The sequence below is a fragment of the Burkholderia orbicola genome (assembly GCF_900100915.1).
Taxonomy (GTDB): Bacteria; Pseudomonadota; Gammaproteobacteria; order Burkholderiales; family Burkholderiaceae; genus Burkholderia; species Burkholderia orbicola.
The window spans coordinates 967700-994331 of the sequence record NZ_FNKW01000003.1 but is presented as its reverse complement, the minus strand read 5'-3'; the positions used below and the strand labels follow the sequence as shown (position 1 = coordinate 994331).

Genomic DNA, 26632 nt, shown 5'->3' with positions numbered 1-26632 from the left:
GCTTAGGAATACAAATATCTGACGTGATGCAGCCTCACGGCCGCTACGGTCGCTCCGTCACGAGGCCGGCTCGCATGCGCGCGACAACATCGCGTGCAACAGCACGTTCGCGCCGGCCTCGATCCATGCGGGCGTCGCGTCCTCGATCTCGTTGTGGCTGATGCCGTCGATGCAGGGCACGAACACCATCGACGTCGGCGCGACCTGCGCCAGATAGCACGCGTCGTGGCCCGCACCCGACACGATGTCGCGATGCGAGTAGCCGAAGCGGTCGGCCGCGCCGCGCACGGCCGCCACGCACTCAGGATCGAACGCGACCGGCTTGTAGTAGAAAATCTGCTCGAGTTCGGTTTCGAGCCCGATGTCGGCCGCGATACGCGCGACGCCGTCGCGCAGCGCCGCATCCATCTTTGCGAGCACGGCGTCGTCCGGATGACGGAAATCGACGGTGAAGAACACGCGGCCGGGAATCACGTTGCGCGAGTTCGGGTGGACCTGCATCATGCCGACCGTCGCGCAGCCGAACGGTGCATGATCGAGGCCGATCCGGTTGACGAGATCGACCACGCGGGACGCGCCGAGCAGCGCGTCGCGGCGGCGCGGCATCGGCGTCGGCCCCGCATGTGCTTCCTGGCCGGTGAACGTGATCTCGTACCAGCGCTGCCCCTGCGCGTCGGTCACGACGCCGATCGTCTTGCATTCCGCTTCGAGAATCGGCCCTTGCTCGATATGCAGCTCGAACGCCGCGTGCAGCTTGCGCCCGCCGCACGGCACGTCGCCCGCATAGCCGATGCGTGCGAGCTCCTCGCCGATCGTCTTACCGTCCACGTCCTTGCGCGACAGCCCGTATTCGAGCGGAAACACACCCGCGAACACGCCCGACGCGACCATCGCTGGCGCGAAGCGCGAGCCTTCCTCGTTGGTCCAGATCACGACCTCGACCGGATGCTCGGTCTCGATGCCGTGATCGTTCAGACTGCGAATCACCTCGAGGCCGCCGAGCACGCCGTAGATACCGTCGAAGCGCCCGCCGGTCGGCTGAGAATCCGCGTGCGAGCCCGTGACGACCGGCGCTGCATCGGCCACGCGGCCCGCGCGACGCATGAACACGTTGCCCATCGTATCGACCTTCACCGTACAGCCGGCGGCCTTCGCCCAGCCGACGATCAGGTCGCGGCCGGCCTTGTCGAGATCGGTCAGCGCGAGGCGGCACACGCCGCCCTTCGGCGTCGCGCCGATCTTCGCGACTTCCATCAGGCTGTCCCACAACCGCTTGCCGTCGACCCTGATCGACGTGTCGAAAGCTGCCCGCTTCACTGTTTCCGATACCGCGCTCATTCGTATCGCTCCTGTGGGGTCGGTGATGTCGCCAGCCCGGTCTGTGCCGGTGCGTGCGAGGCCTGTTTCGGGGCACGCCGCACGGATGCAGTGCATGTCCGTCGATGCAGGCAACGCGTTAAATCCTGTCCGATTGGACAGGTTTTAGACGATCAAAATGACCAGCGCAACGTCTTTCTTGCGTGACGCGACAGAGCGAGAAACGTGCCATCGCAACGCAGCATCGCCGTGACCGTAGCGCAGCCACATCCGTGCGCGCGACGCGAATCAGCGGCTAGAATGAAGCCCAACGCGGCATGGCCGCCGCGCGAGGGTAACGATGAGACATGACGAGGCGGCAATCGCAGCCACCGACCGTGACGAAACGCCGGCGCCTTTGCGGCGACGCAAGGCGCATATTCGCGAGTCCAACGAAGCGCATCTGCTCGCGTGCGCGGAAGCCGTATTCGCGGAACGCGGACTCGCCGGCGCCAGCACCGCGATGATCGCGGAGCGCGCCGGCCTGCCGAAGGCGAACGTGCACTACTACTTCCCGACCAAGCTCGCGCTGTACCGCCGCGTGCTCGACGACCTGTTCGAGGACTGGCATCGCGCGGCCGGCTCGTTCGAGGCCGACGACGATCCGGTCGAAGCGATCGGCGGCTACGTGCGCGCGAAGATGACGCTGTCGCAGCGGCGCCCGCTCGGCTCGAAGGTGTGGGCCAACGAGATCATCCACGGCGCGGAGCACATGCAGGACATCCTGTCGCAACGCGTGAAGCCGTGGTTCGACGCGCGCGTCAGGGTGATCGAAGGCTGGATCGCGCGCGGGCTGCTCGCGCCGATCGACCCGCACGCGCTGATGTACCTGATCTGGGCGACCACGCAGCACTATGCGGATTTCGATGCGCAGATTCGCGCGCTGAGCGGCAAGCGCGCGTTCGCGAAGAAGGCGTTCGACGAAAAAACCGAGCAGGTCGTGCAGCTCGTGATTCGCGCGTGCGGTGCGGTGTCGCCGAACGCGAAGCCTTAGCGCGATACGGCGATCCCCCCAACAAAAGCGGGCGGCGCGTACCGCACGGGGATGTCCCGTGCGATACGCGCCGCCCGTGATGCCGCGTTCGCGCTTGCGAACGATGCGATGCGATGCGCGACGTCTTACGAGATGCGCTCGATCGCAATGGCCGTCGCTTCGCCGCCGCCGATACACAGCGATGCGACGCCGCGCGTCAGGCCATACGTTTCGAGCGCGGCCAGCAGCGTCACCATCACGCGCGCACCCGATGCGCCGATCGGATGCCCGAGCGCGCACGCGCCGCCGTGCACGTTCACCTTCTCGTGCGGCAGGTCGAGGTCGCGCATCGCGGCCATCGGCACCACCGCGAACGCTTCGTTGATTTCGAACAGGTCGACGTCGCGCAGGTTCCAGCCGGTTTTCTCCGACAGCTTGCGCAGCGCGCCGATCGGCGCGGTCGCGAACAGGCCGGGCTTGTCCGCATGAGTCGAATGCCCGACGATCACGGCCTTCGGCGTGAGGCCGAGGCGCTCGGCTTCCGAGCGGCGCATCATCACCAGCGCGGCCGCACCGTCAGAGATCGACGATGCGTTCGCGGCCGTCACCGTGCCGCCGTCGCGAAACGCCGGCTTCAGCGTCGGGATCTTGTCGAGTTTCGCCTTGCCGGGCTGCTCGTCGATCGACACGACGCTTTCCGTCTTGCCGGCCTTCACGGTCACCGGCGCGATTTCCGACACGAAACGCCCTTCCGCGATCGCACGCTGCGCCCGCGTCAGCGACGCAATCGCGAACGCATCCTGCGCTTCGCGGGTGAACTGGTACGCCTGCGCGCAATCCTCGGCGAAGGTGCCCATCAGGCGACCCTTTTCATACGCGTCCTCGAGCCCGTCGAGGAACATGTGGTCGAGCACCTGTCCGTGACCCATGCGCATGCCCGCGCGCGCCTTCGGCAGCAGGTACGGCGCATTCGTCATGCTCTCCATCCCGCCCGCCACGGCCACGCGCGCCGAACCCGCCAGCAGCAGGTCGTGCGCGAACATCGCCGCCTTCATCCCCGAACCGCACATCTTGTTGACCGTGGTCGCGCCCGCCGCGAGCGGCAGCCCGGCCTTCAGCGCGGCCTGTCGCGCGGGCGCCTGGCCCTGGCCGGCCGGCAGCACGCAGCCGAACACGATTTCGTCGATGCGTTCGGCCGGCACGTTCGCGCGCTCGAGCGCGGCGCGAATCGCCACCGCGCCAAGGTCGCTCGCGCTCGCCGCCGCCAGGTCGCCCTGAAAACCACCCATCGGCGTGCGCGCCGCGCCCACGATTACGATCGGATCCTGAGTCGTCATGATTCGCTTCCTCCAGTGTCAGCGCGGTGCCATGCGCAACGCGCCATCGAGACGGATGACTTCGCCGTTCAGCATCGTGTTCTCGGCGATGTGGCGCACCAGCGCCGCAAATTCTTCCGGGCGGCCGAGCCGCGGCGGAAACGGCACGCTCTTGCCGAGCGCGTCCTGCACGTCCTGCGGCATGCCGGCCATCATCGGCGTCGCGAAGATGCCGGGCGCGACCGTCACGACGCGAATGCCGAAGCGCGCGAGTTCGCGCGCGATCGGCAGCGTCATGCCCACCACGCCGCTCTTCGACGCCGCATACGCGGCCTGTCCGATCTGTCCGTCGAACGCCGCGACCGACGCGGTGTTGATGATCACGCCGCGCTCGCCCTCCGCATCGGCGTCCTGCTTCGACATCGCGTCGGCAGCCAGCCGAATCATGTTGAACGTGCCGACGAGGTTGATCGACACCGCCCGCGCGAAGCGGTCGAGCGAGTGTGGGCCATCGCGGCCGACGACCTTCTCGCCCGGCGCGACGCCCGCACAGTTGACGAGCGCATCGACGCGGCCGAACGCATCGCGCGCGGCCGCGACGGCCGCCTGGCCGTCGGCTTCGCTCGTCACGTCGGTCTTCACGAAGCGCGCGGCCGCGCCGAGTTCGTTCGCGAGACCCGCGCCCGCCTCGTCATTGACGTCCAGCAGCACAGCCTTGCCGCCTTGCGCGACGACCATGCGCGCCACCGCGGCGCCGAGGCCGGAACCGGCGCCCGTAATCAGAAAAACGCGATCCTTGATATTCATTGGCAGTCCGTATTCAGGGTTGAGCGACCTTCTCGGCTTCCATCTTGCGCAACACGAAGCGCTGGATCTTGCCGCTCGGGGTTTTCGGCAGCGCGTCGACGAAGTCGATCGCGCGCGGATAAGCGTGAGCGGACAGCCGCCGCTTCACGTGCAGACTCAATTCCTCGGCCAGTTCCGGCGTGCCGTCGAAGCCCTTCGACAGGACGACGAACGCCTTCACGATCTCCGTGCGCTCCGGGTCGGGCACGCCGATCACGGCGGCCTCGCTGACGGCCGGATGCTCGATCAGCGCGCTCTCCACGTCGAACGGGCCGATCCGGTAGCCGGACGACGTGATCACGTCGTCCGCGCGGCCGATGAAGCTCACGGCGCCGTCCGGCTCCAGCTCCACGTTGTCGCCGGTCCGGTAATAGCCGCCCGCGATCGCCGGCGTGTCCTGCTGCCAGTAGCCGCGGAACCACAGCAGCGGCGAGCGCGCGATGTCGATCGCAAGGTTGCCGGGCTCGCCGGGGCCGAGTTCGCGGCCCGCTTCGTCGAGCACCGCGACACGGTAGCCCGGCATCGCGAAGCCGGCCGAACCGACGTGCACTACGTGCGTAAGACCGTGATGGTTGTTCACGACCATGCCCAGCTCGGTCTGGCCGTAGTGATCGTGGATCGGCGCGCCGAGCGCCGCGTGGAACCAGCGCACGACCTCCGGGTTCAACGGTTCGCCCGCGCTGCTCACCACGCGCAGCCGGCCCTTCACGCGCGCGGCCGCTTCCGTCCCGGCCGCCATCAGCATCCGGAATGCGGTCGGCGAACCCGCGAGGCTCGTGATGCCGAGCCGGTCGATCACGTCGTACGTGCTGTCGACCGTGAAGCTGCCCTCGTACAGCGTCGTTGCATGACCGAGGAGCAGCGGGCCCGTGATCGCGTAATAGAGGCCGTACGCCCAGCCCGGATCGGCGATGTTCCAGAACCGGTCGCCGGCACGCAGGTCGACCGCTTCGCGCATGTACGCGCCGAACGCGAGCAGCGCGTACAGCGGCACCGGTACGCCCTTCGGCAAGCCCGTCGTGCCCGACGTCGACATCATCATGAACAGGTCCGACCCCTTGCGCGGCACGGGCTCGAACGTATCGGACTGCGCGTCGAGCGCCGCGTGGAAATCGATGTCGTGCACCGGTAGCGCCTCGCCTGCTTCGCGTACCGTCGCGACCAGCGGGCAATCGGCGATTTCGTCGAGCTTCGCGCGATTCGCGACGTTGGTCACGACGAGCCGCGCATCGCTCATGCGCAGCCGGTGCTCGATCGCCTTCGGGCCGAACGCGGTAAACAGCGGCTGGTACACGGCGCCCGCGCGCCACGTGCCGAGGATCGTCGCGACGAGCTCCGGCGTGCGCGGCAGCAGGCCGGCCACCACGTCGCCCGGCTTCACGCCCTGCGCGACGAGCAGGTTCGCGACCCGGGCCGACAACGCCTGCATTTGCGCGAACGTAAAGCGGTGGTGCTGCCCGCCGGCGTCGATCCAGTCGAGTGCGATCGCATCCGCCTTCGCGTGCCGGTCGCAACATTCGACACACGCGTTCAGGCCGCGCTCCAGATCGCCGCTCAGTTGCGCGGCAGCGGTCTCGATACTGAAACGGGCCACGGCGTCGGCGTAAGCCGGCACCGCCCGGGCGGTAGCTCCTTCAGGCATGCGTGTCTCCTGTGCGTTATGGCCGCCGACGCGCCAGGGGCGCGACGGGGATACATCGATAGTAGACAGCCCCTACATTGCAATCAATGACAAACGGAATCTAGAATCATGATCGCTTTTGCCATGTCGAGAGGACGCAGGAAATGGGGCCGCAGATGATTTCGCCGGATTTCGTCGACGATGCGCTCGCGTGCCTGCGCCGGCGCGACTTGCCGACCGCGCCCGTGCTGCGTGCCGCCGGGCTGCCGGCCGCCGTGCACGAGCCCGTCACGCCGCAGCAGTACGGCCGGCTGTGGCTCGCGATCGCCGGTACGCTCGACGACGAATTCTTCGGGCTGGCCGCGCGCCCGATGCGGCGCGGCAGCTTTACGCTGCTGTGTCACGCGGTGCTGCACGCCGGCACGCTCGACAAGGCGCTGCGGCGCGCGCTGAAGTTTCTGCGTGTGGTGCTCGACGAGCCGCACGGCGAACTCGTGGTGGCCGACGGGCAGGCGCAGATCGTGCTGGCGCAATCGGGCGCGCCGTATCCGGCATTCGCGTACCGGACGTTCTGGCTGATCCTGCTCGGCGTCGCGTGCTGGCTGATCGGCCGGCGCATCCCGCTGCAGCGCATCGATTTCGCGTGCCCGAGCCTCGGCCAGCGCAGCGACTATCACCAGTTCTTCGGCGTCCCGGTGCATTTCGACCGGCCTGACAGCCGGCTCGCGTTCAACGCCGCGTACCTCGCGCTGCCGACGATCCGCTCGGAGCAGACACTGCGGACCTTCCTGCGCGGCGCACCCGGCAATCTCCTCGTGCGCTACCGGCACGACACAGGCTGGGTCGCGAAGACGCGCGCGCACCTGAAAGCGCTGCCGGCCGCCGAATGGCCCGACTTCGACACGCTGGCCGTGCGCCTCGACACGACGCCCGCGACGCTGCGGCGGCGTTTGCGCAGCGAAGGGCAAAGTTTCGCGGCGATCAAGGACGAATTACGCGGCGCGCTGGCCCAGTCGCTGCTGCGCGGGCACGCGCTCAGCGTCTCGGAGATCGCGGTCGAGCTCGGCTTCACCGAGCCGAGCGCGTTTCATCGCGCGTTCCGGAAATGGACAGGCACGAGCCCCGGTGCGTTTCGGCGCGACGTGCATGCGGCGAAGGCGGAGTCTTGACTGGCTAGGTGGATGCGGAGCGTCTCGTCATGTGCAGTCGATACGCGCCCGTCCTGCTTCTTCCGCATTCCGGTGCGAATCTGCGTGGCGCTCACCGCACCGCGGAAAACGCAGGACGTTGCGCCCTGATCCGTCTGACCACATACTGATCGGCAATCCGAACAAGGTTGCGTCGATGGTGAATGTCGATGAAAGCGTCGCTTCGATCTTCGGCGTGATCGGAACGGCCGTGTCGCTGCTGGCGGCGATTCCTTACGGGCTCGCGATCTATCGGCGCACCGTTCGCCCGCATCTGTTCACGTGGCTCGTGTGGTCGGTCGTCACAGCGATCGCGGCCGCCGGCCAGTTCGTCGCGGGCGCGGGCCCGTCCGCATGGTGCACGGCGGCGATTGCCGTCACGTGCTTTCTGACGCTGATCGCCAGCCTGTTTCGCGGCGAGCACGGCTGGACGGGCCTCGACTGGCTGTTCCTCTGTGCAGCACTGTCAGCCATTCCGCTGTGGATGCTGACCGACGATCCGACGGTGTCGATCTGCCTGGTCACGCTGATCGAGCTGGCCGGCCTCGGCCCGACCGTGCGCAAGACGATCCGCGATCCGTGGAGCGAGAGCCTCGTCTATTTCGCGCTGTGCGTGCTCAAGTACGCGCTGGCGTTGCTGGCACTGAGCACGTGGAGTGTCGCGGTCGCGTTCTATCCGGCCGTCAACCTGATCGCGTCGATCGGCATCTGCATGGTGATGCTGATCCGGCGTCAGTCGCTGTCGAATGCGCGATAGGCCGAATTTGTCGTCCCCGTGCCGCTTTCCCTTCGAATGATGCGAGGCCTGACATGGATGCAATCCGTACCGTCATCGAACCCAGCGAAACCGCGCTCCGCGCGGCGATGCTGGCCAACGACGTCGCAGCGCTCGACGCGCTGCTGGACGACGATCTGGTGTTCACAGTCCCGACCGGCCAGGTCATCTCGAAAGAGGACGACCTGGCCGCGCATCGCGCGAAGCTTTTGCGCCTCGACACACTCGACGTCATCGAAATGCGCGCATCCGCGGTCGACGAGATGATCCTCACCACGACGCGAGCGGCTCTTGCCGGCCATTTCGATGGCGCGGCATTCGCCGGCACGTTTGCCTATACACGCCTCTGGCGTCGATCGGGCGTCCACTGGCGCGTCGTCGCCGGACATGCGTCGCAGGTCATATAGCCGCGCCGGGCGTGTGCGGTTGAATGGCATCGTGCAACGCTGCGGCGAGCGGGTCGGCTGTCGATCGGGCGATGAGACCGTACGATCCGGATGATGCACTCATGAAAACGCCGACCGAGGGGGTGTCCGCCATGACGAGAGCCGAAATGCACAAGCTATTTACCGTACGTGCTGCGCGTGCCGCGGACGCGGATGAACTCACACGACTGGCGCGCCTTTCGAAGGCGCACTGGGGCTATCCGAAGGAATGGCTGGACGTGTGGCAAAACGATCTCACGATCTCGCCGGAGACGATCGAAGGGGCAATCGGTTACGTCGCGGAATCAGGTGAGTCGATCATCGGATTCTGGATCCGAGCACCGTTGAATTCGGATCGGCCAACGCCCGGATGGCTGTTCGTTCATCTCGATCACATGGGTCAGGGCGTCGCCCGTGCGCTGTGGGAATCGGTTCGAACCGAGGCCGCCGCGAGAGGAATCAAGAGCTTTGTGATCGAAGCCGATCCCAATGCCGCGCCGTTCTATCTGACACTGGGGGCCGAAAAGATCGGCGAAAAGGAATCGAGCGCCATCCCGGGCAGATTTTTTCCAATCTTGCGGATCATGGTCTGATGGGTGAGGAGATCGCAGCAAGATGACTCACTGCGTACGGTCGATGAGATTGGGCTACCAGCTGCGGTAAGAGAGGTTGCAGCGGAGAAATACCGAGGTTCGCTCAGTCCCGCGAACCGTGCACATTTCCGCCGCCGCAATGCAAAAACCCCCGCCTTGTCGGGCGGGGGTTTCTGGCTTGAGGGAGCCTGACGATTACCTACTTTCACACGGGAATCCGCACTATCATCGGCGTAGAGTCGTTTCACGGTCCTGTTCGGGATGGGAAGGGGTGGGACCGACTCGCTATGGTCATCAGGCAAAGGGGGGTGTTGTGCTGGCTTCGCAGCACAACCAATCTTGGAAGAAGCAGTAATTAGGTTGTGTGTATCACACACGAGAATCCAACCGTCCGACGCGCTCTGTAGCGCGAAACAGACTTGTTATAGGATCAAGCCTTACGGGCAATTAGTATCAGTTAGCTGAACGCATTACTGCGCTTACACACCTGACCTATCAACGTCCTGGTCTCGAACGACCCTTCAAGGGGATCTAGTCCCCAGGGATATCTCATCTTAAGGCGAGTTTCCCGCTTAGATGCTTTCAGCGGTTATCTCTTCCGAACATAGCTACCCGGCGATGCCACTGGCGTGACAACCGGTACACCAGAGGTTCGTCCACTCCGGTCCTCTCGTACTAGGAGCAGCCCCCTTCAAATATCCAACGCCCACGGCAGATAGGGACCAAACTGTCTCACGACGTTTTAAACCCAGCTCACGTACCTCTTTAAATGGCGAACAGCCATACCCTTGGGACCGGCTACAGCCCCAGGATGAGATGAGCCGACATCGAGGTGCCAAACACCGCCGTCGATATGAACTCTTGGGCGGTATCAGCCTGTTATCCCCAGAGTACCTTTTATCCGTTGAGCGATGGCCCTTCCATACAGAACCACCGGATCACTATGACCTGCTTTCGCACCTGCTCGACTTGTCGGTCTCGCAGTTAAGCACGCTTATGCCATTGCACTATCAGCACGATTTCCGACCGTACCTAGCGTACCTTCGTACTCCTCCGTTACGCTTTGGGAGGAGACCGCCCCAGTCAAACTGCCTACCATGCACTGTCCCCGACCCGGATCACGGGCCAAGGTTAGAACCTCAAACAAACCAGGGTGGTATTTCAAGGACGGCTCCACCGAAACTAGCGTTCCGGTTTCATAGCCTCCCACCTATCCTACACAGATCGGTTCAAAGTCCAATGCAAAGCTACAGTAAAGGTTCATGGGGTCTTTCCGTCTAGCCGCGGGTAGATTGCATCATCACAAACACTTCAACTTCGCTGAGTCTCGGGAGGAGACAGTGTGGCCATCGTTACGCCATTCGTGCAGGTCGGAACTTACCCGACAAGGAATTTCGCTACCTTAGGACCGTTATAGTTACGGCCGCCGTTTACCGGGACTTCAATCAAGAGCTTGCACCCCATCATTTAATCTTCCGGCACCGGGCAGGCGTCACACCCTATACGTCCACTTTCGTGTTTGCAGAGTGCTGTGTTTTTATTAAACAGTCGCAGCCACCAGTTTATTGCAACCCCTTCACCCTCCTGGCGCAGGCCAGTCAAGCTACAAGGGCGTACCTTATCCCGAAGTTACGGTACCAATTTGCCGAGTTCCTTCTCCCGAGTTCTCTCAAGCGCCTTAGAATACTCATCTCGCCCACCTGTGTCGGTTTGCGGTACGGTCATCATTAGACTGAAGCTTAGAGGCTTTTCTTGGAACCACTTCCAATTGCTTCGCTCCCTAGGGAGCTCGCGCCACACCCTTGAATTACGCGCCCGGATTTGCCTAAGCGCCTTCTCCAATGCAGCGACCGGGACTTCCAACACCCGGACAACCTTCCGCGATCCGTCCCCCCATCGCATCTAACAATGGTGCAGGAATATTGACCTGCTTCCCATCAGCTACGCATTTCTGCCTCGCCTTAGGGGCCGACTCACCCTACGCCGATGAACGTTGCGTAGGAAACCTTGGGCTTACGGCGAGGGGGCCTTTCACCCCCTTTATCGCTACTCATGTCAGCATTCGCACTTCCGATACCTCCAGCACCCTTTACAAGGCACCTTCGCAGGCTTACGGAACGCTCTCCTACCATGCGAGCAAAGCTCGCATCCGCAGCTTCGGTATATAGCTTAGCCCCGTTACATCTTCCGCGCAGGACGACTCGATCAGTGAGCTATTACGCTTTCTTTAAAGGGTGGCTGCTTCTAAGCCAACCTCCTGACTGTTTTAGCCTTCCCACTTCGTTTCCCACTTAGCTATATTTGGGGACCTTAGCTGGCGGTCTGGGTTGTTTCCCTCTTGACACCGGACGTTAGCACCCGATGTCTGTCTCCCGTGATTGCACTCTTCGGTATTCGGAGTTTGCTATGGCGGGGTAATCTGCAATAGACCCCCCAACCATGACAGTGCTCTACCCCCGAAGGTGAGACACGAGGCACTACCTAAATAGTTTTCGGAGAGAACCAGCTATTTCCAGGTTTGTTTAGCCTTTCACCCCTATCCACAGCTCATCCCCTAACTTTTCAACGTTAGTGGGTTCGGACCTCCAGTACGTGTTACCGCACCTTCATCCTGGCCATGGATAGATCACCTGGTTTCGGGTCTACGCCCAGCAACTGAACGCCCTATTCGGACTCGCTTTCGCTACGCCTGCCCTATACGGTTAAGCTTGCTACTGAACGTAAGTCGCTGACCCATTATACAAAAGGTACGCCGTCACCCCTTACGAGGCTCCGACTGTTTGTATGCATGCGGTTTCAGGATCTATTTCACTCCCCTCCCGGGGTTCTTTTCGCCTTTCCCTCACGGTACTGGTTCACTATCGGTCGATCACGAGTATTTAGCCTTGGAGGATGGTCCCCCCATCTTCAGACAGGATTTCACGTGTCCCGCCCTACTTGTCGCACACCTAGTTCTTTCATACTGTTTTCGCCTACAGGGCTATCACCTGCTATGGCCGCACTTTCCAGAGCGTTCGGCTAACAATACAAATAAAGAGTGCAAGGCTCATCCCATTTCGCTCGCCACTACTTTGGGAATCTCGGTTGATTTCTTTTCCTGCGGTTACTTAGATGTTTCAGTTCACCGCGTTCGCTTCACATGGCCTATGTATTCAGCCATGGATACTCCAAAAGGAGTGGGTTTCCCCATTCGGACATCTACGGATCAAAGCTCGTTTGCCAGCTCCCCGTAGCTTTTCGCAGGCTACCGCGTCCTTCATCGCCTGTGATCGCCAAGGCATCCACCACATGCACTTGTTCGCTTGACCCTATAACGAGTCTGTCTCTCGACAGCCGCTACAGGTTGAGTTCTCGCGTTGTGCCGTATTCCAATTGATGTCGGTCCGGCGTTAGCGCTTTAGCGCTTACGCAGGCCCCACTCCCGAAGGGAGTAGACCCGAATCATCTTGAGATACATCGATACAATCACAACCCGGATAACTTCCACGTCCATCTCGAGACGCTTCCGCTATCCAAATTACTTACTTCTTCCAGATTGTTAAAGAACGACAGCCGATATCTGTTGATATCCTCTGACTGGCTCAATCGCCAATGACAAAGACTCGAACAATCATCATTCGAATGTTTGTCATTGAGGATTGGTGGAGGCAGACGGGATCGAACCGACGACCCCCTGCTTGCAAAGCAGGTGCTCTCCCAGCTGAGCTATGCCCCCATGTACAGATTTGCCTCAGGTGTGTACCGCCACACAAGACGGTGGTGGGTCTGGTTGGATTCGAACCAACGACCCCCGCCTTATCAAGACGGTGCTCTAACCGACTGAGCTACAGACCCCTGAGTCTGTCTTTAATTTACAGCCGATAAGCGTGAGCGCTCAACTTGTGCGAGAAGCTCTGGAAAGGAGGTGATCCAGCCGCACCTTCCGATACGGCTACCTTGTTACGACTTCACCCCAGTCATGAATCCTACCGTGGTGACCGTCCTCCTTGCGGTTAGACTAGCCACTTCTGGTAAAACCCACTCCCATGGTGTGACGGGCGGTGTGTACAAGACCCGGGAACGTATTCACCGCGGCATGCTGATCCGCGATTACTAGCGATTCCAGCTTCATGCACTCGAGTTGCAGAGTGCAATCCGGACTACGATCGGTTTTCTGGGATTAGCTCCCCCTCGCGGGTTGGCAACCCTCTGTTCCGACCATTGTATGACGTGTGAAGCCCTACCCATAAGGGCCATGAGGACTTGACGTCATCCCCACCTTCCTCCGGTTTGTCACCGGCAGTCTCCTTAGAGTGCTCTTGCGTAGCAACTAAGGACAAGGGTTGCGCTCGTTGCGGGACTTAACCCAACATCTCACGACACGAGCTGACGACAGCCATGCAGCACCTGTGCGCCGGTTCTCTTTCGAGCACTCCCGCCTCTCAGCAGGATTCCGACCATGTCAAGGGTAGGTAAGGTTTTTCGCGTTGCATCGAATTAATCCACATCATCCACCGCTTGTGCGGGTCCCCGTCAATTCCTTTGAGTTTTAATCTTGCGACCGTACTCCCCAGGCGGTCAACTTCACGCGTTAGCTACGTTACTAAGGAAATGAATCCCCAACAACTAGTTGACATCGTTTAGGGCGTGGACTACCAGGGTATCTAATCCTGTTTGCTCCCCACGCTTTCGTGCATGAGCGTCAGTATTGGCCCAGGGGGCTGCCTTCGCCATCGGTATTCCTCCACATCTCTACGCATTTCACTGCTACACGTGGAATTCTACCCCCCTCTGCCATACTCTAGCCTGCCAGTCACCAATGCAGTTCCCAGGTTGAGCCCGGGGATTTCACATCGGTCTTAGCAAACCGCCTGCGCACGCTTTACGCCCAGTAATTCCGATTAACGCTCGCACCCTACGTATTACCGCGGCTGCTGGCACGTAGTTAGCCGGTGCTTATTCTTCCGGTACCGTCATCCCCCGGCTGTATTAGAGCCAAGGATTTCTTTCCGGACAAAAGTGCTTTACAACCCGAAGGCCTTCTTCACACACGCGGCATTGCTGGATCAGGCTTTCGCCCATTGTCCAAAATTCCCCACTGCTGCCTCCCGTAGGAGTCTGGGCCGTGTCTCAGTCCCAGTGTGGCTGGTCGTCCTCTCAGACCAGCTACTGATCGTCGCCTTGGTAGGCCTTTACCCCACCAACTAGCTAATCAGCCATCGGCCAACCCTATAGCACGAGGCCCGAAGGTCCCCCGCTTTCATCCGTAGATCGTATGCGGTATTAATCCGGCTTTCGCCGGGCTATCCCCCACTACAGGACATGTTCCGATGTATTACTCACCCGTTCGCCACTCGCCACCAGGTGCAAGCACCCGTGCTGCCGTTCGACTTGCATGTGTAAGGCATGCCGCCAGCGTTCAATCTGAGCCAGGATCAAACTCTTCAGTTCAAACCTGTTACTGTTTTCGGTTCTTTCGAACCGGTCGCTCACTCAAAGCTGACAGGAATATGAATCACTTCATAAACCTGACTTACTTTAGTGTGAGACTCTTGATACTTTCGCTATCTGATCCGAGGATCAGCTCGCTTTCATCAAGCGCCCACACTTATCGGCTGTTAATTTTTAAAGAGCATTTCTGCGAGGGATCTGAACCCTCAGCAGCGCTGCGTTTTCAGCAGCAGAGAAGCGAGATTATGAACCGTGTTTCGCAGTTCGTCAACAACTTTCTGAACGACTTCGTTGCGACTGCGGGGCTCAACTTCCGTACCGCCGAGGCTCGCTACCGCCGAATCTCAACAGCACTGCTTCCCTTCCTCCCGCGCTGCGTTTCCGTTAGCGCGAAAGAGGCGTGATTCTAAGCATCCGCTCCCATCCACGCAAGCGCTTTGTGAAGAAAGTTTGAAAAAGCCTCCGTGCGCTGCCGCGCACGGAGGTTTTGCGCTCGACGGGCGGTAAAACGCCACACGCGCCGCCCTCCAAAGATATGACGAACACGTCTCTTCCCTCCCATATATACGAGGGCGCGGAACCGGCAAGGAACCCGGCGCGGTCGAGTATCATGCCGCGACCGAACCACGCACTCATATCGATGATGGACAGCACGACTCAACCCGGCGACGCCGACCTTCGCGACGAATATGCCGCACTGCGCGAGCGCGCGATCCTGCTGGAACAACAGGTGCCGCCGCTTCTGCAACGCATCTCGGACATGTTGCCGCGCATCAGCGGCGAATCCGAACTGGCGGACACGCATCGCGAGCGGCTCGTCGGCGCACGCAATGCAGCGCTGGTCTCGATCGAAAACTATCAGCAGGCAATTCCATTCCTGCAGACGGCCGACTCGATCATCGAGCAACTGGACAAGACGCCCGAGCGCGACGAAGACATCGAGTGGCGGGAATCGCTGCTGCAACGGCTGGACGAGCTGATCGACGTCGCGGTCGTGATGATCGACGATGCGGACAGCTACTTCGAGCAAGCACAAGCCTGCGACCTGTCCAGCGTGCCGACATCCATCCTCGAGGATTGACCCGGCTCGACCGGAACCGCGCGGTGCACCGGACTCACGTCGTGCCCGCCGACAACCGTTAGCTGCTTCCCCTGCATCGCCGGGCCTGCCGCCGATTCCCGCACGAAGCGACCACCGTGCGACCTTCACCCCGCGCGGAACCGCACGCCGGCGCTACGACGCATCCAGCACGATCGTCTCGCGCATCATCGGCACGCGGATGTATCCGCCCGCCGCATCGCCGTACGCATGCGCATTCCCTTCGATCACGTATTGCGCCGTCAATGCGCACAGGGTCGCATCGCGCGCATCGACGGAGCGCAGCGTCGATACGTCGATGCCCAGCCGCTCCAGCAGTTGCCGGCGCTGGTTGCGCTTCTGCTTCGCCGACGCCACGGCCTTGCCCAGCATCGCGCAGGTAATCGCATAAGGATAGGTTTCGAAGCTCGCCCGCCCACCCGCGTAGTGCGCGTCGGTCAATAACGGATAAGCGTCTGCGAGCGCGCGGTAGACGCGCTCCCCCATGAACATCCAGTCGAAGAAGCCCGACGTGCTCGCGACGGCCTGCTCCCGCGACGGGGTCGGGAAGCACGAGATCCGTTCGCGCGCGAGCGCCTGCTCGGCCGCGCGGCGGCCGCTCCCGGTCCACCACAGGCTCGGTGCGTCGACGCCGACGGCGACGACATCATGGGCGAGACACAGTGCGGGCAGCGACTCGGGCGCGATCCGCGCTTCCCGGCAGACGACCGTCGAGCCACGCAGGATCACGAGATCGCACAGCTTCCTGTCGCCGCCGACGTCGACACCCGCCACGGCAGCGGGTTGTCGTGCGGCGAATCGGGCCGAGCACATGCGCGTGCGTCAGTCCGCCGGCCGCGCGGCGTACGCGGTGTCGAAGATCGCCTCGAGACCGGGATGGACGCCGCGCATCGGGTCGACGACCGACTTCGCCCAGTCGAAGTACGCCTGCTTGCGTTCGAGCGGCCAGTCCGCGGGCGGATGCCGGGCGATGTCGCGCAGGTTGCAGATCTTGTCGGCCAGCTTCACGAGCTTCGCGCGCCGGCTGATGGTGGCCGCGTGCTCGACCTGCAGACGCTTGCGCTCCTCCTTCGGCAGCGACTTGTCGTCGGTGACTTCCATCACGATGTCCGCCACGTCCTTGCCGAACAGCCGCAGCAACTCCTGCTCGGTCGTCTCCGTATCCTCGACCGTGTCGTGCAACACGGCCGCGACGATCACGCGTTCGTCCTCGACGCCGGCCTCGTTGGCCAGCACGTCGGCGAGCGCGATCGGATGATTGATGTACGGCGACGCCTCTTCATCCTTGCGCCGCTGATTGCGATGCTTGTCCGCCGCGAACGCAATCGCGGCTACCAGCTTCTTCATATTCCCCCCTCGTGTGGCCAGACCCGCGGCCGTCGAACCGGCCGCGTGCGTTTCGGAACTGCTCATACTACCTGTACGCGATGACCCTTCCCGTGCGCCGGCATCCCGGCGTACCCCGTGTCACGCGCCGGCCGGCGCGCGCTGCAACTCGACCACGTTGACCCGCGCGCCGAATACGTCCCTCACGAGCGGCAGCAGGTGGTCGTGGTGCGTCAGGAACAGCACCTGCGTGCGCGTCGACAGATCGCGCAACGCATCGAGCCCGGCCTTCGCGCGCGCATCGTCGAAATTGATGAACAGGTCGTCGGCGACGAACGGCAGCGCCGTGCGGCTGCCGAGCTGCAACTCCAGCGCCGCGATCCGCAGCGCGAGGAACAGCTGATCGCGGGTCCCTTCGCTGAGCCCCGCGACCTCGACCGACGTTCCCCTCGTGCGCCGCGCATACAGCGCGGGCGGCGTCCGTTCGGTGTCGACGGTCAGCTTCGCGAATTCGCCCAGCGTGAGCCCGGCGAAAATCTCGCCCGCGCGCCGGAGCATCGGCCCCTGCTTCTGGTCGCGGTAGCGATCCGTCGCCCACTTCAGCAAGCGGCTCGCGGTGGCCGCCTCCAGATACTGTTCGGCCGCGTCGCCCATCGCCGCCAGCGCCTCCTGCCGTTTCGCCTCGGCGACGGCCGCGTTCGCCTGGCCGTCGATCGCGCCGAACGCCTGGTCGGCCACGACCTGCTGCTGCGACAGCTCGTTCAGCCGCTTGCCGATATCGGCGAGCGACTGCTTCACCGCTTCGAGCTGCGCCGGCACGTCGGCGATGTCCTGTTCCGCCACCTCGGCCTCGACGGCGGACCGGGACAGCCCGTCGCCGTCGCGCACCAGCGCCTCGTGCGCGGCATCGACCGCCTGCCGAAGCTGGCGCTGCCGATCCGAGCGCTCGGCCAGCGGCAGCGCCGCGTCGATCGACGCGACGCCGGCCAGTTGCAGCAGCGGCTGGATGCGCGCGTCGGCGCCGGCCACTGCGGCAGCCGCGTCCGCGACCTTGCCGTCGGCCTGCCGCACGGCCTCGTCGGCACGATCGATCGCTCGGGCGATTTCCCGGGCGGCCGCGAGACGCATCGTCAGCCGGCGCGCCACGTCCAGCCAGTCGCCGCTCGCCAGCCATTCCGGCGCGAGCGCTTCGGCGAGCCGCCGCGCGCCGGCCTCGAGCGCGTTCAGCTCCGCGCGGATCGTCGCAATCCGGTTGCGTGGCGCGTCGGCCTCGGCCAGTTCGGCCGTCACCGTATTCGCAAGCCCGAGCGCGCCTTCCGCCGCGGCCAGCGTCGTCGCGCTCGCGGACAGTTTCGCGTCGGCCAGCGCGTCGCGCCATTGCGCTTGCCACGCGTCGTAAGCCGTTTGCGCATGATCGGCCCGCGACTGCGCGGTCGCACAGCCGCGTTCGGCTTCGCGCTCACGATCGTCGAGGCTGTCCTTCTGTGCGGCCGCTTTCTCGGCCGACTGGACAAACGTCTCGGCGACGGCGACGAGCGCGGCCAACCCGTCCGCCTCGCCGCCTCGCGATACCGTCAGCAGCGCCGCCCGCAACGCGGCTTCCGCGCCGGCCCGCGCAGCCCGCATCGTGTCGAATTCGCGGCGCAGACGATCGAGATCGGCCTGCGCGGCGAACACCGTGTCGCGCTTCGCGAGCCAGTCGCCCATCGCCGCCAGCGGCATGCCGGGCACCGCGGCCGCCGTCGCGAGCGCGGCCCAGGCGTCGCGATGGGCGGCGAGCTCGCGCTCGCGTTCGTCAAGCGCGGCCTGCCGGCGCGTCACGCCCGCACGCGCGGATTCGACCTGTTGACGCAGCGATTGCAGCGTCGCCGCGGCCTGGGTCGCGCCGAGCTGCGCATCGACGAGTTCGTCGGCGAGGCGAATCGCATCGTCGAACGCCGGTGCGCCCGTGGCGAGATCGACGGCGCCGCTGCGAATCTCGCCCCACGCGTCGTCGCGCCGCGCACGCGCCGCCAGCACGTCGGCGGTCGTGACGACCTTGTGGTTTTCCGCGAAATGCTTCTCCTGCAGTTCGAGCCGCTCGAGCTCTTCGAGTGCGCCATCCCGCGCGTCGCGCGCGGCAGCGGCCGCGCTGGCACGCTCGCTGTCTTCCTTCAGCAGCGCACCGAGCCGCGCCGCCGACGGCACGTCGAGCGCACGCAGCGCATCGACCGGCATGCGCCACTGGCCGAGCGCGTCGAGCGCGCCGGACAGCGTGCGTTCGGCGGCCGCGATTTCGTGCGCCAGCGCCTGCTCACGCGGGCCGCTGTTGCGAAAGCCCTGCGCATCGGCCAGCGCCGCGCGCAATGCTTCGGGCACGTCGACGGTCGACAGGCGCGCCTGTTGTTCGCGGACCTGCGCCAGTTCGCGCGTGCGCTCGTCGAGCGATTCGCGTGCGCCGGCAAGCGCCTGGTGCAACGCGCCGTGCTCGCGCAGCAGATTCGCGACCGTCTTCAGCGACAGCGCCGTCGGCAACGCGGCGCGCAGCGACGCTTCGTCCGTCGGCCAGCCGAGTTGCGCGGCCGCCGACGACGCGGCTAACAGGTGCCGTTCGACGTCCGCGCCGAGCAGCAGCAGATCCTGCGCGTGATTCATGCACGCGCCGCGCAGCCGATCGAGCGCCTCGATATCGGCTTCGAGCGCCAGCGTGTCGGCGTCCGCGGCGATCGCATCGCGCGCCTGCCGCTTCGCGAGCAGGTCGGCACGCCGCTCCTCGAGCACCTTCTGTTCGGCCGCGAGATCGCCCTGCGCCTTCAGCAGATCCGCGTACGCGGTCGGCGGCAACTCGACGACCGCGCCCAGTTCGGCCAACGCCGCGTCCTTGACCGTCAGTTCCTTCAGGTACGGCGCGAGCCGCCGCACGCGTTCGAGCTTCGAGCGCAGCGCTTCGAGCCGGCGCTGTTCCGCACGTGCCTGCTCGATCTGCTGCTCGACCGCTTCGCGCGCGTCCTTGCGATCGACCCAGTCGCGCGTGCGCACCTGGACCGTCTTCAGTTCGGTGACGGCTTCGTTGAATGCCGTTTCGGCCAACGCGAACGCGCTGCCGCTGCGACGCGGCGCCCACAATTCGAGCGCGCGCGCGTCGAGTTCCTCGCGCACCGGCCCGAGGCTGCCGACTCCGGCAGCCGATTCGAACAGCACCTGGCCGAGCTTGTCCGATGCGTCGAGAATGCTGCGGCCGCCCTCGACCAGCCGCCCGTGATCGAGCCCGAACATCTGCTCGAAGAACTCGCGCGTCGCGCCGTCGAGGATCGACGCCAGATAGTCGTCGGGCAGCTTGTCGTCGGCGGGCGTGCGCAACGGGCTGCGCCCGCGCGCACGGTGGAACGCGAGTTCGCCCGTGCCGCTCTCCAGCACGCCGCCGATCCGCAACTCGGGCGTGTTGTGCAGAAAATCGAGCGGCGTCTGCAGCTTCATCCCGAAAAGCAATTCGGACACGGCCGTGCGAATCGTCGACTTGCCGGCCTCGTTCGGCCCGACGATCACATGAAAATCCTCGCTGGCCGACGGGAACCGCAGCGTCTCGTCGGTGAACTTGCCGTACTTGATCAGATCGAGCTGACTGATGCGCATCGCTTATTCCCCCCTCGCCAGCCGCGCGAGCAGCGCGGGCCCGACCTGCTCGACCAGCGCGGTCAGCTCGCCCGCGCGCGCCATCGTCAACAACGGTACCTCCTCCTTCACGTCGCTGCGGACCTTGCCGACGAACGGCTTCAGGTCGCGCTCGAGCAACGCGAGGAAATCCGGATCGTGTGCGGCGTCGGCCAGGATCTGCTTCAGGTCCTCCAGCGCCTCGAGCGGTTCGCTTTCGCCCGGCTGCTGATCGGCCGCGGACGTCGCGAGCCGGACCTTCTCGAGCCACAGCCGCTCGTTGCCGATGATGCCGATCTGGTTCAGCACCTCCGCACGCAACTGCGGCGCGCGGCCGAAAAAGAGGCCGTGCGCGGGGGTGCGCCCGGTAACGGTGACGCGCACCGCGCGCGGCACGTGGCCGTCGACGGTCAACAGCGCCTCCAGCGATTGGCCGATCTTTCTCGACAGATCGGCCACCGACAGGCAATCGGACGCATCGACGGACACGGCTTCCCAGCGCAGCACGTCGAGATACAGGCGCTCGACCTGCGTGTTGCCTTGCTCGACCGTCACGAGCACCGCGCCGCGCCGGCCCGTCTCGCGGATATGGCGCCCCTGCAGGTTGCCGGGAAACACGACGGTGGACGGGCCCGTCCATTGCTGGAATTCATGCACGTGGCCGAGCGCCCAGTAGTCGTAGCCTTTCGCATGCAGTTCGGCCAGCGTGCAGGGCGCATAGTTCGCATGCGCCGCATACCCTTCGAGCGCCGTGTGCAGCACGCCGATGTTGTAGTACCCGGGCACCGGGTCCGGATAGCCGATCGCGAGATTGTCGACGACGGCCTTGTCCTTGAAGCTCTGCCCGTGCAGCGCGACGTCGAATTCCGGCAGCCGGAAGGTTTCCGGCTTGCGGTGGCCGAACACGGTGACGTTGTCGGGCAGCGTCAGCTTCTTCGTCATCTCGCTTTCGGCATCGTGGTTGCCGCCGAGCACGAACGCACGGATGCCGGCCCGGCGCAACCGCCCCATCTGCTGGCCGAAGAAGATGCCGGTGTTGTGATCCTTCCAGTCGCCGTCGTACAGGTCGCCCGCGATCACGAGGAACGCAACTTCCTCTTCGATCGCCCGATCCACGAGTTGCCGCAGCGCCTCGCGCGACGCGTTGCGCAACTGCGCGGCCGGCGCGTCGGGATACGCGCTCAGGCCGTGCAACGGGCTGTCGAGGTGAATGTCTGCCGCGTGGATGAACTTCACGAAGGTTCCTCTGTTTCATGGCGAAGGGGCGACGCCGCTCGCACGGGCCCGCGCCGTCAAGTGTCGTCCCGGTAGTCGCTGGACTTGCCGCAGCACGCGCGGCGTGCGCCGAACCGGGTCGCGCCGCCCGTTGCAAGCGGGTCGGGATGGTACCTGAAAGCGGATAACGACATGCGTTCTGCGTCGGTCCGGACGGTGGGGAAGCACGCGATACCGATACGAACCGCCATTGTGCCGCAGCACGATCGCGTGACAGCGAAACCGCGCCGCTGAATAACGATCCGCTCACGAAACGACGGCCATGCAATCGTTCGATATGGCAGTTGCGCTCGAGACCCGGTTTCGAGCGCAACGAAGGAAGCCGGCAGGGCGTTGAACGGGAATCAGGAAAACACGCCGGATCACCCCGCGTGCGTCGCACCGCACGCAGGCATCCGGCTACCTGCTGTCACTCGCCGCGTCACGGTATCGATCGAACATGCTGGACCATGCCGGCCGGCGCCGTCATCGTGGCGGCCGGTGGTTGGGAGCCCTGCCATTCAAGCATGGCGCGCGGGCAATGGGCAGGGGGGCCGCGCGCCGATAAAAAAAGCCCGGCCCGCATCGAAGCGGGCCGGGCCGTGGCGGAATGCGTGCCGCTTGTTACAGCGCGCCGCCTTGCGCCGACGCCGAACCCTTCACGCCGACCGATGCGCCGCCCTGCACCGAGTTCGTCGCGCCTTCGAGCGCTTCACCGGCCTTCGCCTTCGCACCGCCCGCGACGTCGCCTGCCGTCGACACCGCGCCTTGCGCATGGCTCTTCGTCGAGCTTGCGACGTGCTTCACGTGCGACTTCGTCGCGTGCACGGTCGATGCCGCCGCATCCTTCGTCGCACCGGCCGCCGAACCGACTGCCTGCGTCGCGCCGCCCACTGCCGTGCCGGCTGCCGAGCCCACGCCGCCGACCGTCTTGCCGACACCGCTCAGCGCGCCGCCGACGACATTGCCCGCACCCGCACCCGAGCCTGCCGCATTCGCGCCGGCACCAGCCTGCACGCCCACGCCGCCGCCGAGCAGCGGCGTCTGGACCTGGGCGCCGACCCCTGCGGAACCCTGCGCGCCGGTCTGGGCCGTCTGGGCAAATGCAGCCGACGTCGCCATCGCCGTCAGAGCGGCACCCAGCAGAATCGTATGGATCTTGTTCATGGTCATTCTCCCCAAAGACGTTGTTGCTGCGGGCCGCCTTCGAGCGGCTTGTCGCATGCCTCACCGCGACATGCGGCAGGTGAAGCTAATGTAGCGGCGCCGCCGGGCAAAACGATTGAATTGCGGGGACTGTTACTTCCGTTGCAAATGCTGACGATTGACTCACACTGTTTGACAATCGGGGGCTTGCGGCGGGGTGAGCGCCGTATTTGACAATGGGTGGGCATGAACCGTGAGCTGGCACGGCAGACGGCTTCACGCCGGCGCTCGCCCGACCGTCGTGCATCGGGGAAGCCGGTCGATTGATCTGCATTCCGAATGACGAGGCTTGCCCGTCCGTCGATGCAGCCTCGTCTGATGCACGGCCCCGACCGCCGACAAGCGACCGGAGCCGTGCGCACGCTGCCCGGTTACGGCCGGAACGTATCGCCGAGCACGACGCCTTCGCGACGCGGATCGGTGCCGCCCTGCAACGCCGGCGACTGGCCGACCGTCACGCGCATCACCGTGTTGACGCCGCTCGCCTGCGCGGACGTCGACACCTTGTGCCCGAGCGCGAGCAGCCCCGTGATCAGCGGATCGTTCGCGCCGTTGTTCGCCGCGTTGACGTTCGGATGCTCGCCGCCGATCGTGGTGGTCGGGCTGTTGCTCGCGCCGAAGTCGACGAGGCCCGCCGACTGCTGCGCGTCGAGCCCCCAGTCGAGCGCGCCGACCAGCGTCTTGACCACGTATTGCGGAATCGTGCCGCCGCCCGGCGAGCCGGTCGCCATCACGAAGTCGCCGCGCGAACCGTCGGCGGCCTGCCCGAACACGATCGTCGGCGCCATCGAGCTGCGCGGTCGCTTGCCCGGCTGCAGGCGGTTGGCCACCGGATTGCCGGACGTGTCGAGCGGATTCGCGGAGAAGTCGGTCAACTGGTTGTTCAGCAGGAAGCCGTTGGTCATGTGGAACGAGCCCATGCTCGACTCGACCGTCGTCGTCGCGCTCAGCACGTTGCCGTCGCCGTCCACGATCGTGAACTGGTTCGTGCCGTGCTCGATCAGCGTCGTGTCGACGCCGAGCGGCACCGCGCCGAGATTGCCGGGCTGCGCGGTGCCCATGCTCTTGGTCGTGTCGATCAGCGCCGCGCGCGATTTCAGGTACGGCTTGTTCAGCAACGTGTCCCACGTGCCGCCCGGCAGCGGCACGAAGTCGGTATCTGCCACGTACTTGTCGCGGTCCGCATACGCGAGCCGTTCGGCCTCGGTGACGAGGTGAACGCCCGCGACGGTCGGCTTGCCGCCTTCGAGATCGATCGCCGTCGGCTTCAGCGACTTCAGGTCGAAGTTCTCGAGAATGCCGAGCGCCGATGCAACCGCGATACCGCCCGACGACGGCGGCGGCATCCCGCACACCCAGTAGCTGCGATAGGTCGTGCACACCGGTTCGCGGCGCTTCGCCTGATACGCGGCGAGATCGGCGACGGTCGTCTTGCCCGGCGTGAGCGTCGAGCCGTCCGCGCCCTTGGTCGCCGCGATCTTCGCGACGATGTCCTGCGCGATCTGCCCGGTGTACAGCGCGTTCGCGCCCGACTGCGCCATCAGCGACAGCGTGTGCGCGTAGGCGGGATTCTTCAGTACGGTGCCGAGCGTCTTCGGCGACCCGTCGGCGTTCAGGAAATACGCGGCGGCTTCGGGGTCGCGCTTCAGGTTCGCGGCGTTCGCCGCGATCGCGTCGGCCAGCCGGCCGCCGATCGGGAAACCGTTGGTCGCCAGCGTGATCGCGTCGCCGAACAGGCTCTGCCACGGCAGGCGGCCGTGATCCTGTTGCAGCGCCTCGATGAGCCGCGGCACGCCGATCGTGCCGATCGAGCGGCCGCTCGCACGCGCGTTCGGCAGCGGCGCCGAATGATCGGTGGCGTCGTCGACGTAGCGCAGGTAGTTCTCGGTGGCGGCGGCCGGCGCGGTTTCGCGGCCGTCGTATGCCTGCACCGTCTTGCCGCGCGCATCGTAGTAGAGCAGCACGCCGCCCGACCCGAGACCCGTCGCCTCGGGGACGGTCAGACCGAGCACGGCCTGCACGGCGACCGCCGCGTCGGCGGCCGTGCCGCCCTTCTTCAGCACCGCGCAACCGGCTGCGCTCGCGTACGCGTTCGACGTGGCCACCAGGTACGTTTTCGCATAGACGGGCTTCATCCCGGTGCGATAGCCCGACGACGCTTCCGGCAGCGACGGGTCGCCCGGCTGGTTCGAGCCCACCACGACCGTCGCGCCGCTGTTGTCGACCGCGAGGCAGCTCGCATCGGTGGACGGTGCGGTCGTGCGGGCCGCCTCGTTTTCGACGTCGCCGCCGCAGGCGGTCAACAGGGCAGCCGCGAGCAACGCGGACGCATACGGAAAAATCGCTGTTCTGTTCATTGTCTGCCGATGTTCTTGTCGATCGTTGCGATGGACATCCCGTTGCCTGCAACCCCCTCGGTGCACGGGCAACGCGTTCGATAGTCCCATGAACAAAATTTTTCCCGCAATAAGGAAATGACGTCATGCCACCGGACGGCCGGTGCGCGACGTCACCGAACCGGCATGCGGGTTTGCCTGCTGCATTGCAGCGTATCCCGAGACGCCCATGCGGCTCGCATCGTCACGTCGTTACCTTTTTCGCCCGGCGACGCGTGCCGCTCGCCGGGCCGCCACGTGCGAAACCGTGCTCCATCGCGTCGATCGCCTCGGAAAAGAGCTCGAGAAACATCGCCATCGCGACCGTCGCGCTCATGTCCGCCCGCTGGTAGATGCAACTGAACGAGCGCGCACCCGCATCCGCCAGCGGCGTCCACGCGAGCCGGCCGGCGGCCACGTCGTCCGCGACGTTTTCCGCGATCAGGAAACCGACGCCGGCGCCTTCGGCCGCGAGACGCCGCACCATCGACACCGACCCGGTTTCGACCAGCGGCCGCACGCCGCGCGGCTGCCGCGCATCGATCTGGTCGAACATCGCGCGCAGCTCCGTGTCGGGCGTCATCAGGATCAGCGGATGCGCGAAGCAGTCGCGCATGCGCACCTTGCCGCCCGTCGACGCCAGCGGATGGCCGGGCGCCGTGACGACACCCAGCGGCTGCGCGAACGCGCGCACCTCGACGACGCCAGGCGCGGTGCGCCGGCGCAGCGCGTAACCGATGTCCACCTCGCCCGTCTCGACCCAGCGCACGATGCTCTCGCCGTTTCCCGAGCGCACGCTGTACGTGACGCCGGGGTAGCGCTGCATCGCGGCGAGGATCGCGTCGGGCACGAGCTTTTCCGCCGTCGATGCCGGTACCGCGAGATTCACGTGACCGCGCCGCAGCGCGCGCAGGTCCTCGACCTGCGTCAGCGCGTTGTCGAAATCACGCTGGCCGCGCCGCACGGCCGCGATCACGATCTCACCGGCGAGCGTCAACTGCATGCCGCGCGGCAGCCGGTCGAACAGCGGCACGCCGACCTGCTCCTCGAGATTGCGGATCTGCTGGTGCACCGCCGCGGCGGTCAGGTGCAGCGCGTCGGCCGCCTTGCGAATCGAGCCGCGTCGGGCGACCTCGTCGAAACAGCGGAATGTCTGCGATATCGAACGCATGGAGTGGCCGTTAGATTTTTTCGAACAGGGCGTCAAGAATAATCCGATT

18 protein-coding genes, 2 tRNA genes and 3 rRNA genes are annotated in these 26632 nt (G+C 64.8%); 7 read left to right on the top strand and 16 right to left on the bottom strand.

Annotated features, from left to right (window positions below):
* Window positions 1-57 precede the first annotated feature (57 nt).
* Window positions 58-1338, bottom strand: coding sequence for a Zn-dependent hydrolase (locus BLS50_RS34375; protein WP_053525815.1), 1281 nt, complete (start codon window positions 1336-1338; stop codon window positions 58-60).
* A 319-nt stretch (window positions 1339-1657) separates the two neighbouring features.
* On the opposite strand from BLS50_RS34375, the gene BLS50_RS34370 reads away from it, so the two are divergent.
* Window positions 1658-2350, top strand: coding sequence for a TetR/AcrR family transcriptional regulator (locus BLS50_RS34370; RefSeq protein ID WP_074808466.1), 693 nt, complete (start codon window positions 1658-1660; stop codon window positions 2348-2350).
* Window positions 2351-2475: 125 nt separating this feature from the next.
* Here the strand turns inward: BLS50_RS34370 and BLS50_RS34365 are convergent, their stop codons facing one another.
* Genes BLS50_RS34365 through BLS50_RS34355 form a run of 3 tightly spaced genes read right to left on the bottom strand, consistent with a single transcriptional unit; the run spans window position 2476 to window position 6133 of the window.
* Window positions 2476-3666 (bottom strand): acetyl-CoA C-acetyltransferase, encoded by a 1191-nt coding sequence (locus tag BLS50_RS34365; protein WP_074808463.1) that lies wholly within the window; start codon window positions 3664-3666, stop codon window positions 2476-2478.
* An 18-nt stretch (window positions 3667-3684) separates the two neighbouring features.
* Window positions 3685-4452: a 3-hydroxyacyl-CoA dehydrogenase gene (locus BLS50_RS34360; protein WP_053525812.1), complete on the bottom strand. Its 768-nt coding sequence runs from the start codon at window positions 4450-4452 to the stop codon at window positions 3685-3687.
* 13 nt (window positions 4453-4465) lie between these two features.
* On the bottom strand, window positions 4466-6133 hold the full coding sequence (locus tag BLS50_RS34355; RefSeq protein ID WP_074808457.1) for an acyl-CoA synthetase: 1668 nt from the start codon (window positions 6131-6133) through the stop codon (window positions 4466-4468).
* A 143-nt stretch (window positions 6134-6276) separates the two neighbouring features.
* On the opposite strand from BLS50_RS34355, the gene BLS50_RS34345 reads away from it, so the two are divergent.
* The 4 genes from BLS50_RS34345 to BLS50_RS34330 all read left to right on the top strand — a co-directional run bounded on the left by BLS50_RS34345 (window position 6277) and on the right by BLS50_RS34330 (window position 9092).
* Window positions 6277-7281 carry an AraC family transcriptional regulator gene (locus tag BLS50_RS34345; protein WP_027807596.1) on the top strand — a complete coding sequence of 335 codons (1005 nt, stop codon included), beginning with the start codon at window positions 6277-6279 and terminating at the stop codon, window positions 7279-7281.
* A 175-nt stretch (window positions 7282-7456) separates the two neighbouring features.
* Window positions 7457-8056 (top strand): hypothetical protein, encoded by a 600-nt coding sequence (locus BLS50_RS34340; RefSeq protein ID WP_074808454.1) that lies wholly within the window; start codon window positions 7457-7459, stop codon window positions 8054-8056.
* Between the two features lie 53 nt (window positions 8057-8109).
* The gene (locus BLS50_RS34335) at window positions 8110-8481 is read left to right on the top strand and encodes a nuclear transport factor 2 family protein (RefSeq protein WP_074808450.1); all 372 of its coding nucleotides are present in this window, start codon (window positions 8110-8112) and stop codon (window positions 8479-8481) included.
* A gap of 131 nt (window positions 8482-8612) precedes the next feature.
* A complete protein-coding gene (locus BLS50_RS34330) occupies window positions 8613-9092 on the top strand; it encodes a GNAT family N-acetyltransferase (protein ID WP_074808753.1) in 480 nt (159 codons plus the stop codon).
* A gap of 186 nt (window positions 9093-9278) precedes the next feature.
* Here BLS50_RS34330 and rrf read toward each other — a convergent pair.
* The 5 genes from rrf to BLS50_RS34300 form a co-directional block, all read right to left on the bottom strand.
* Window positions 9279-9391: ribosomal RNA gene (gene rrf / locus BLS50_RS34325) — 5S ribosomal RNA — on the bottom strand.
* Between the two features lie 127 nt (window positions 9392-9518).
* Window positions 9519-12400 (bottom strand): 23S ribosomal RNA (locus tag BLS50_RS34320).
* A 331-nt stretch (window positions 12401-12731) separates the two neighbouring features.
* Window positions 12732-12807, bottom strand: a tRNA-Ala gene (locus BLS50_RS34310).
* A 42-nt stretch (window positions 12808-12849) separates the two neighbouring features.
* Window positions 12850-12926, bottom strand: a tRNA-Ile gene (locus BLS50_RS34305).
* A 63-nt stretch (window positions 12927-12989) separates the two neighbouring features.
* A 16S ribosomal RNA gene (locus BLS50_RS34300) occupies window positions 12990-14522 on the bottom strand.
* Together the 16S, 23S and 5S rRNA genes with 2 tRNA genes alongside form the textbook arrangement of a ribosomal RNA operon.
* A 59-nt stretch (window positions 14523-14581) precedes the next feature.
* Here BLS50_RS34300 and BLS50_RS36160 point away from each other — a divergent pair.
* Both BLS50_RS36160 and BLS50_RS34290 read left to right on the top strand, forming a co-directional pair.
* Entirely contained in the window at window positions 14582-14926 is a 345-nt protein-coding gene (locus tag BLS50_RS36160; protein WP_176934346.1) for a hypothetical protein, read from the top strand.
* A gap of 206 nt (window positions 14927-15132) precedes the next feature.
* Entirely contained in the window at window positions 15133-15603 is a 471-nt protein-coding gene (locus BLS50_RS34290; protein ID WP_011549388.1) for a hypothetical protein, read from the top strand.
* Between the two features lie 153 nt (window positions 15604-15756).
* Here BLS50_RS34290 and BLS50_RS34285 read toward each other — a convergent pair whose 3' ends face one another.
* The 7 genes from BLS50_RS34285 to BLS50_RS34255 form a co-directional block, all read right to left on the bottom strand.
* A complete protein-coding gene (locus BLS50_RS34285) occupies window positions 15757-16434 on the bottom strand; it encodes a DUF429 domain-containing protein (RefSeq protein WP_074808442.1) in 678 nt (225 codons plus the stop codon).
* Window positions 16435-16443: 9 nt separating this feature from the next.
* Window positions 16444-16968, bottom strand: coding sequence for an HD domain-containing protein (locus BLS50_RS34280; protein WP_006489846.1), 525 nt, complete (start codon window positions 16966-16968; stop codon window positions 16444-16446).
* 120 nt (window positions 16969-17088) lie between these two features.
* Window positions 17089-20559, bottom strand: coding sequence for an ATP-binding protein (locus tag BLS50_RS34275; protein WP_074808439.1), 3471 nt, complete (start codon window positions 20557-20559; stop codon window positions 17089-17091).
* Window positions 20560-20562: 3 nt separating this feature from the next.
* Window positions 20563-21813: a metallophosphoesterase family protein gene (locus BLS50_RS34270; protein ID WP_053526451.1), complete on the bottom strand. Its 1251-nt coding sequence runs from the start codon at window positions 21811-21813 to the stop codon at window positions 20563-20565.
* A 642-nt stretch (window positions 21814-22455) separates the two neighbouring features.
* Window positions 22456-22998, bottom strand: coding sequence for a hypothetical protein (locus BLS50_RS34265; RefSeq protein ID WP_011549383.1), 543 nt, complete (start codon window positions 22996-22998; stop codon window positions 22456-22458).
* Between the two features lie 410 nt (window positions 22999-23408).
* The gene (locus BLS50_RS34260) at window positions 23409-25394 is read right to left on the bottom strand and encodes a gamma-glutamyltransferase family protein (protein WP_074808437.1); all 1986 of its coding nucleotides are present in this window, start codon (window positions 25392-25394) and stop codon (window positions 23409-23411) included.
* Between the two features lie 223 nt (window positions 25395-25617).
* On the bottom strand, window positions 25618-26583 hold the full coding sequence (locus BLS50_RS34255; protein WP_074808434.1) for a LysR family transcriptional regulator: 966 nt from the start codon (window positions 26581-26583) through the stop codon (window positions 25618-25620).
* Window positions 26584-26632: the final 49 nt, after the last annotated feature.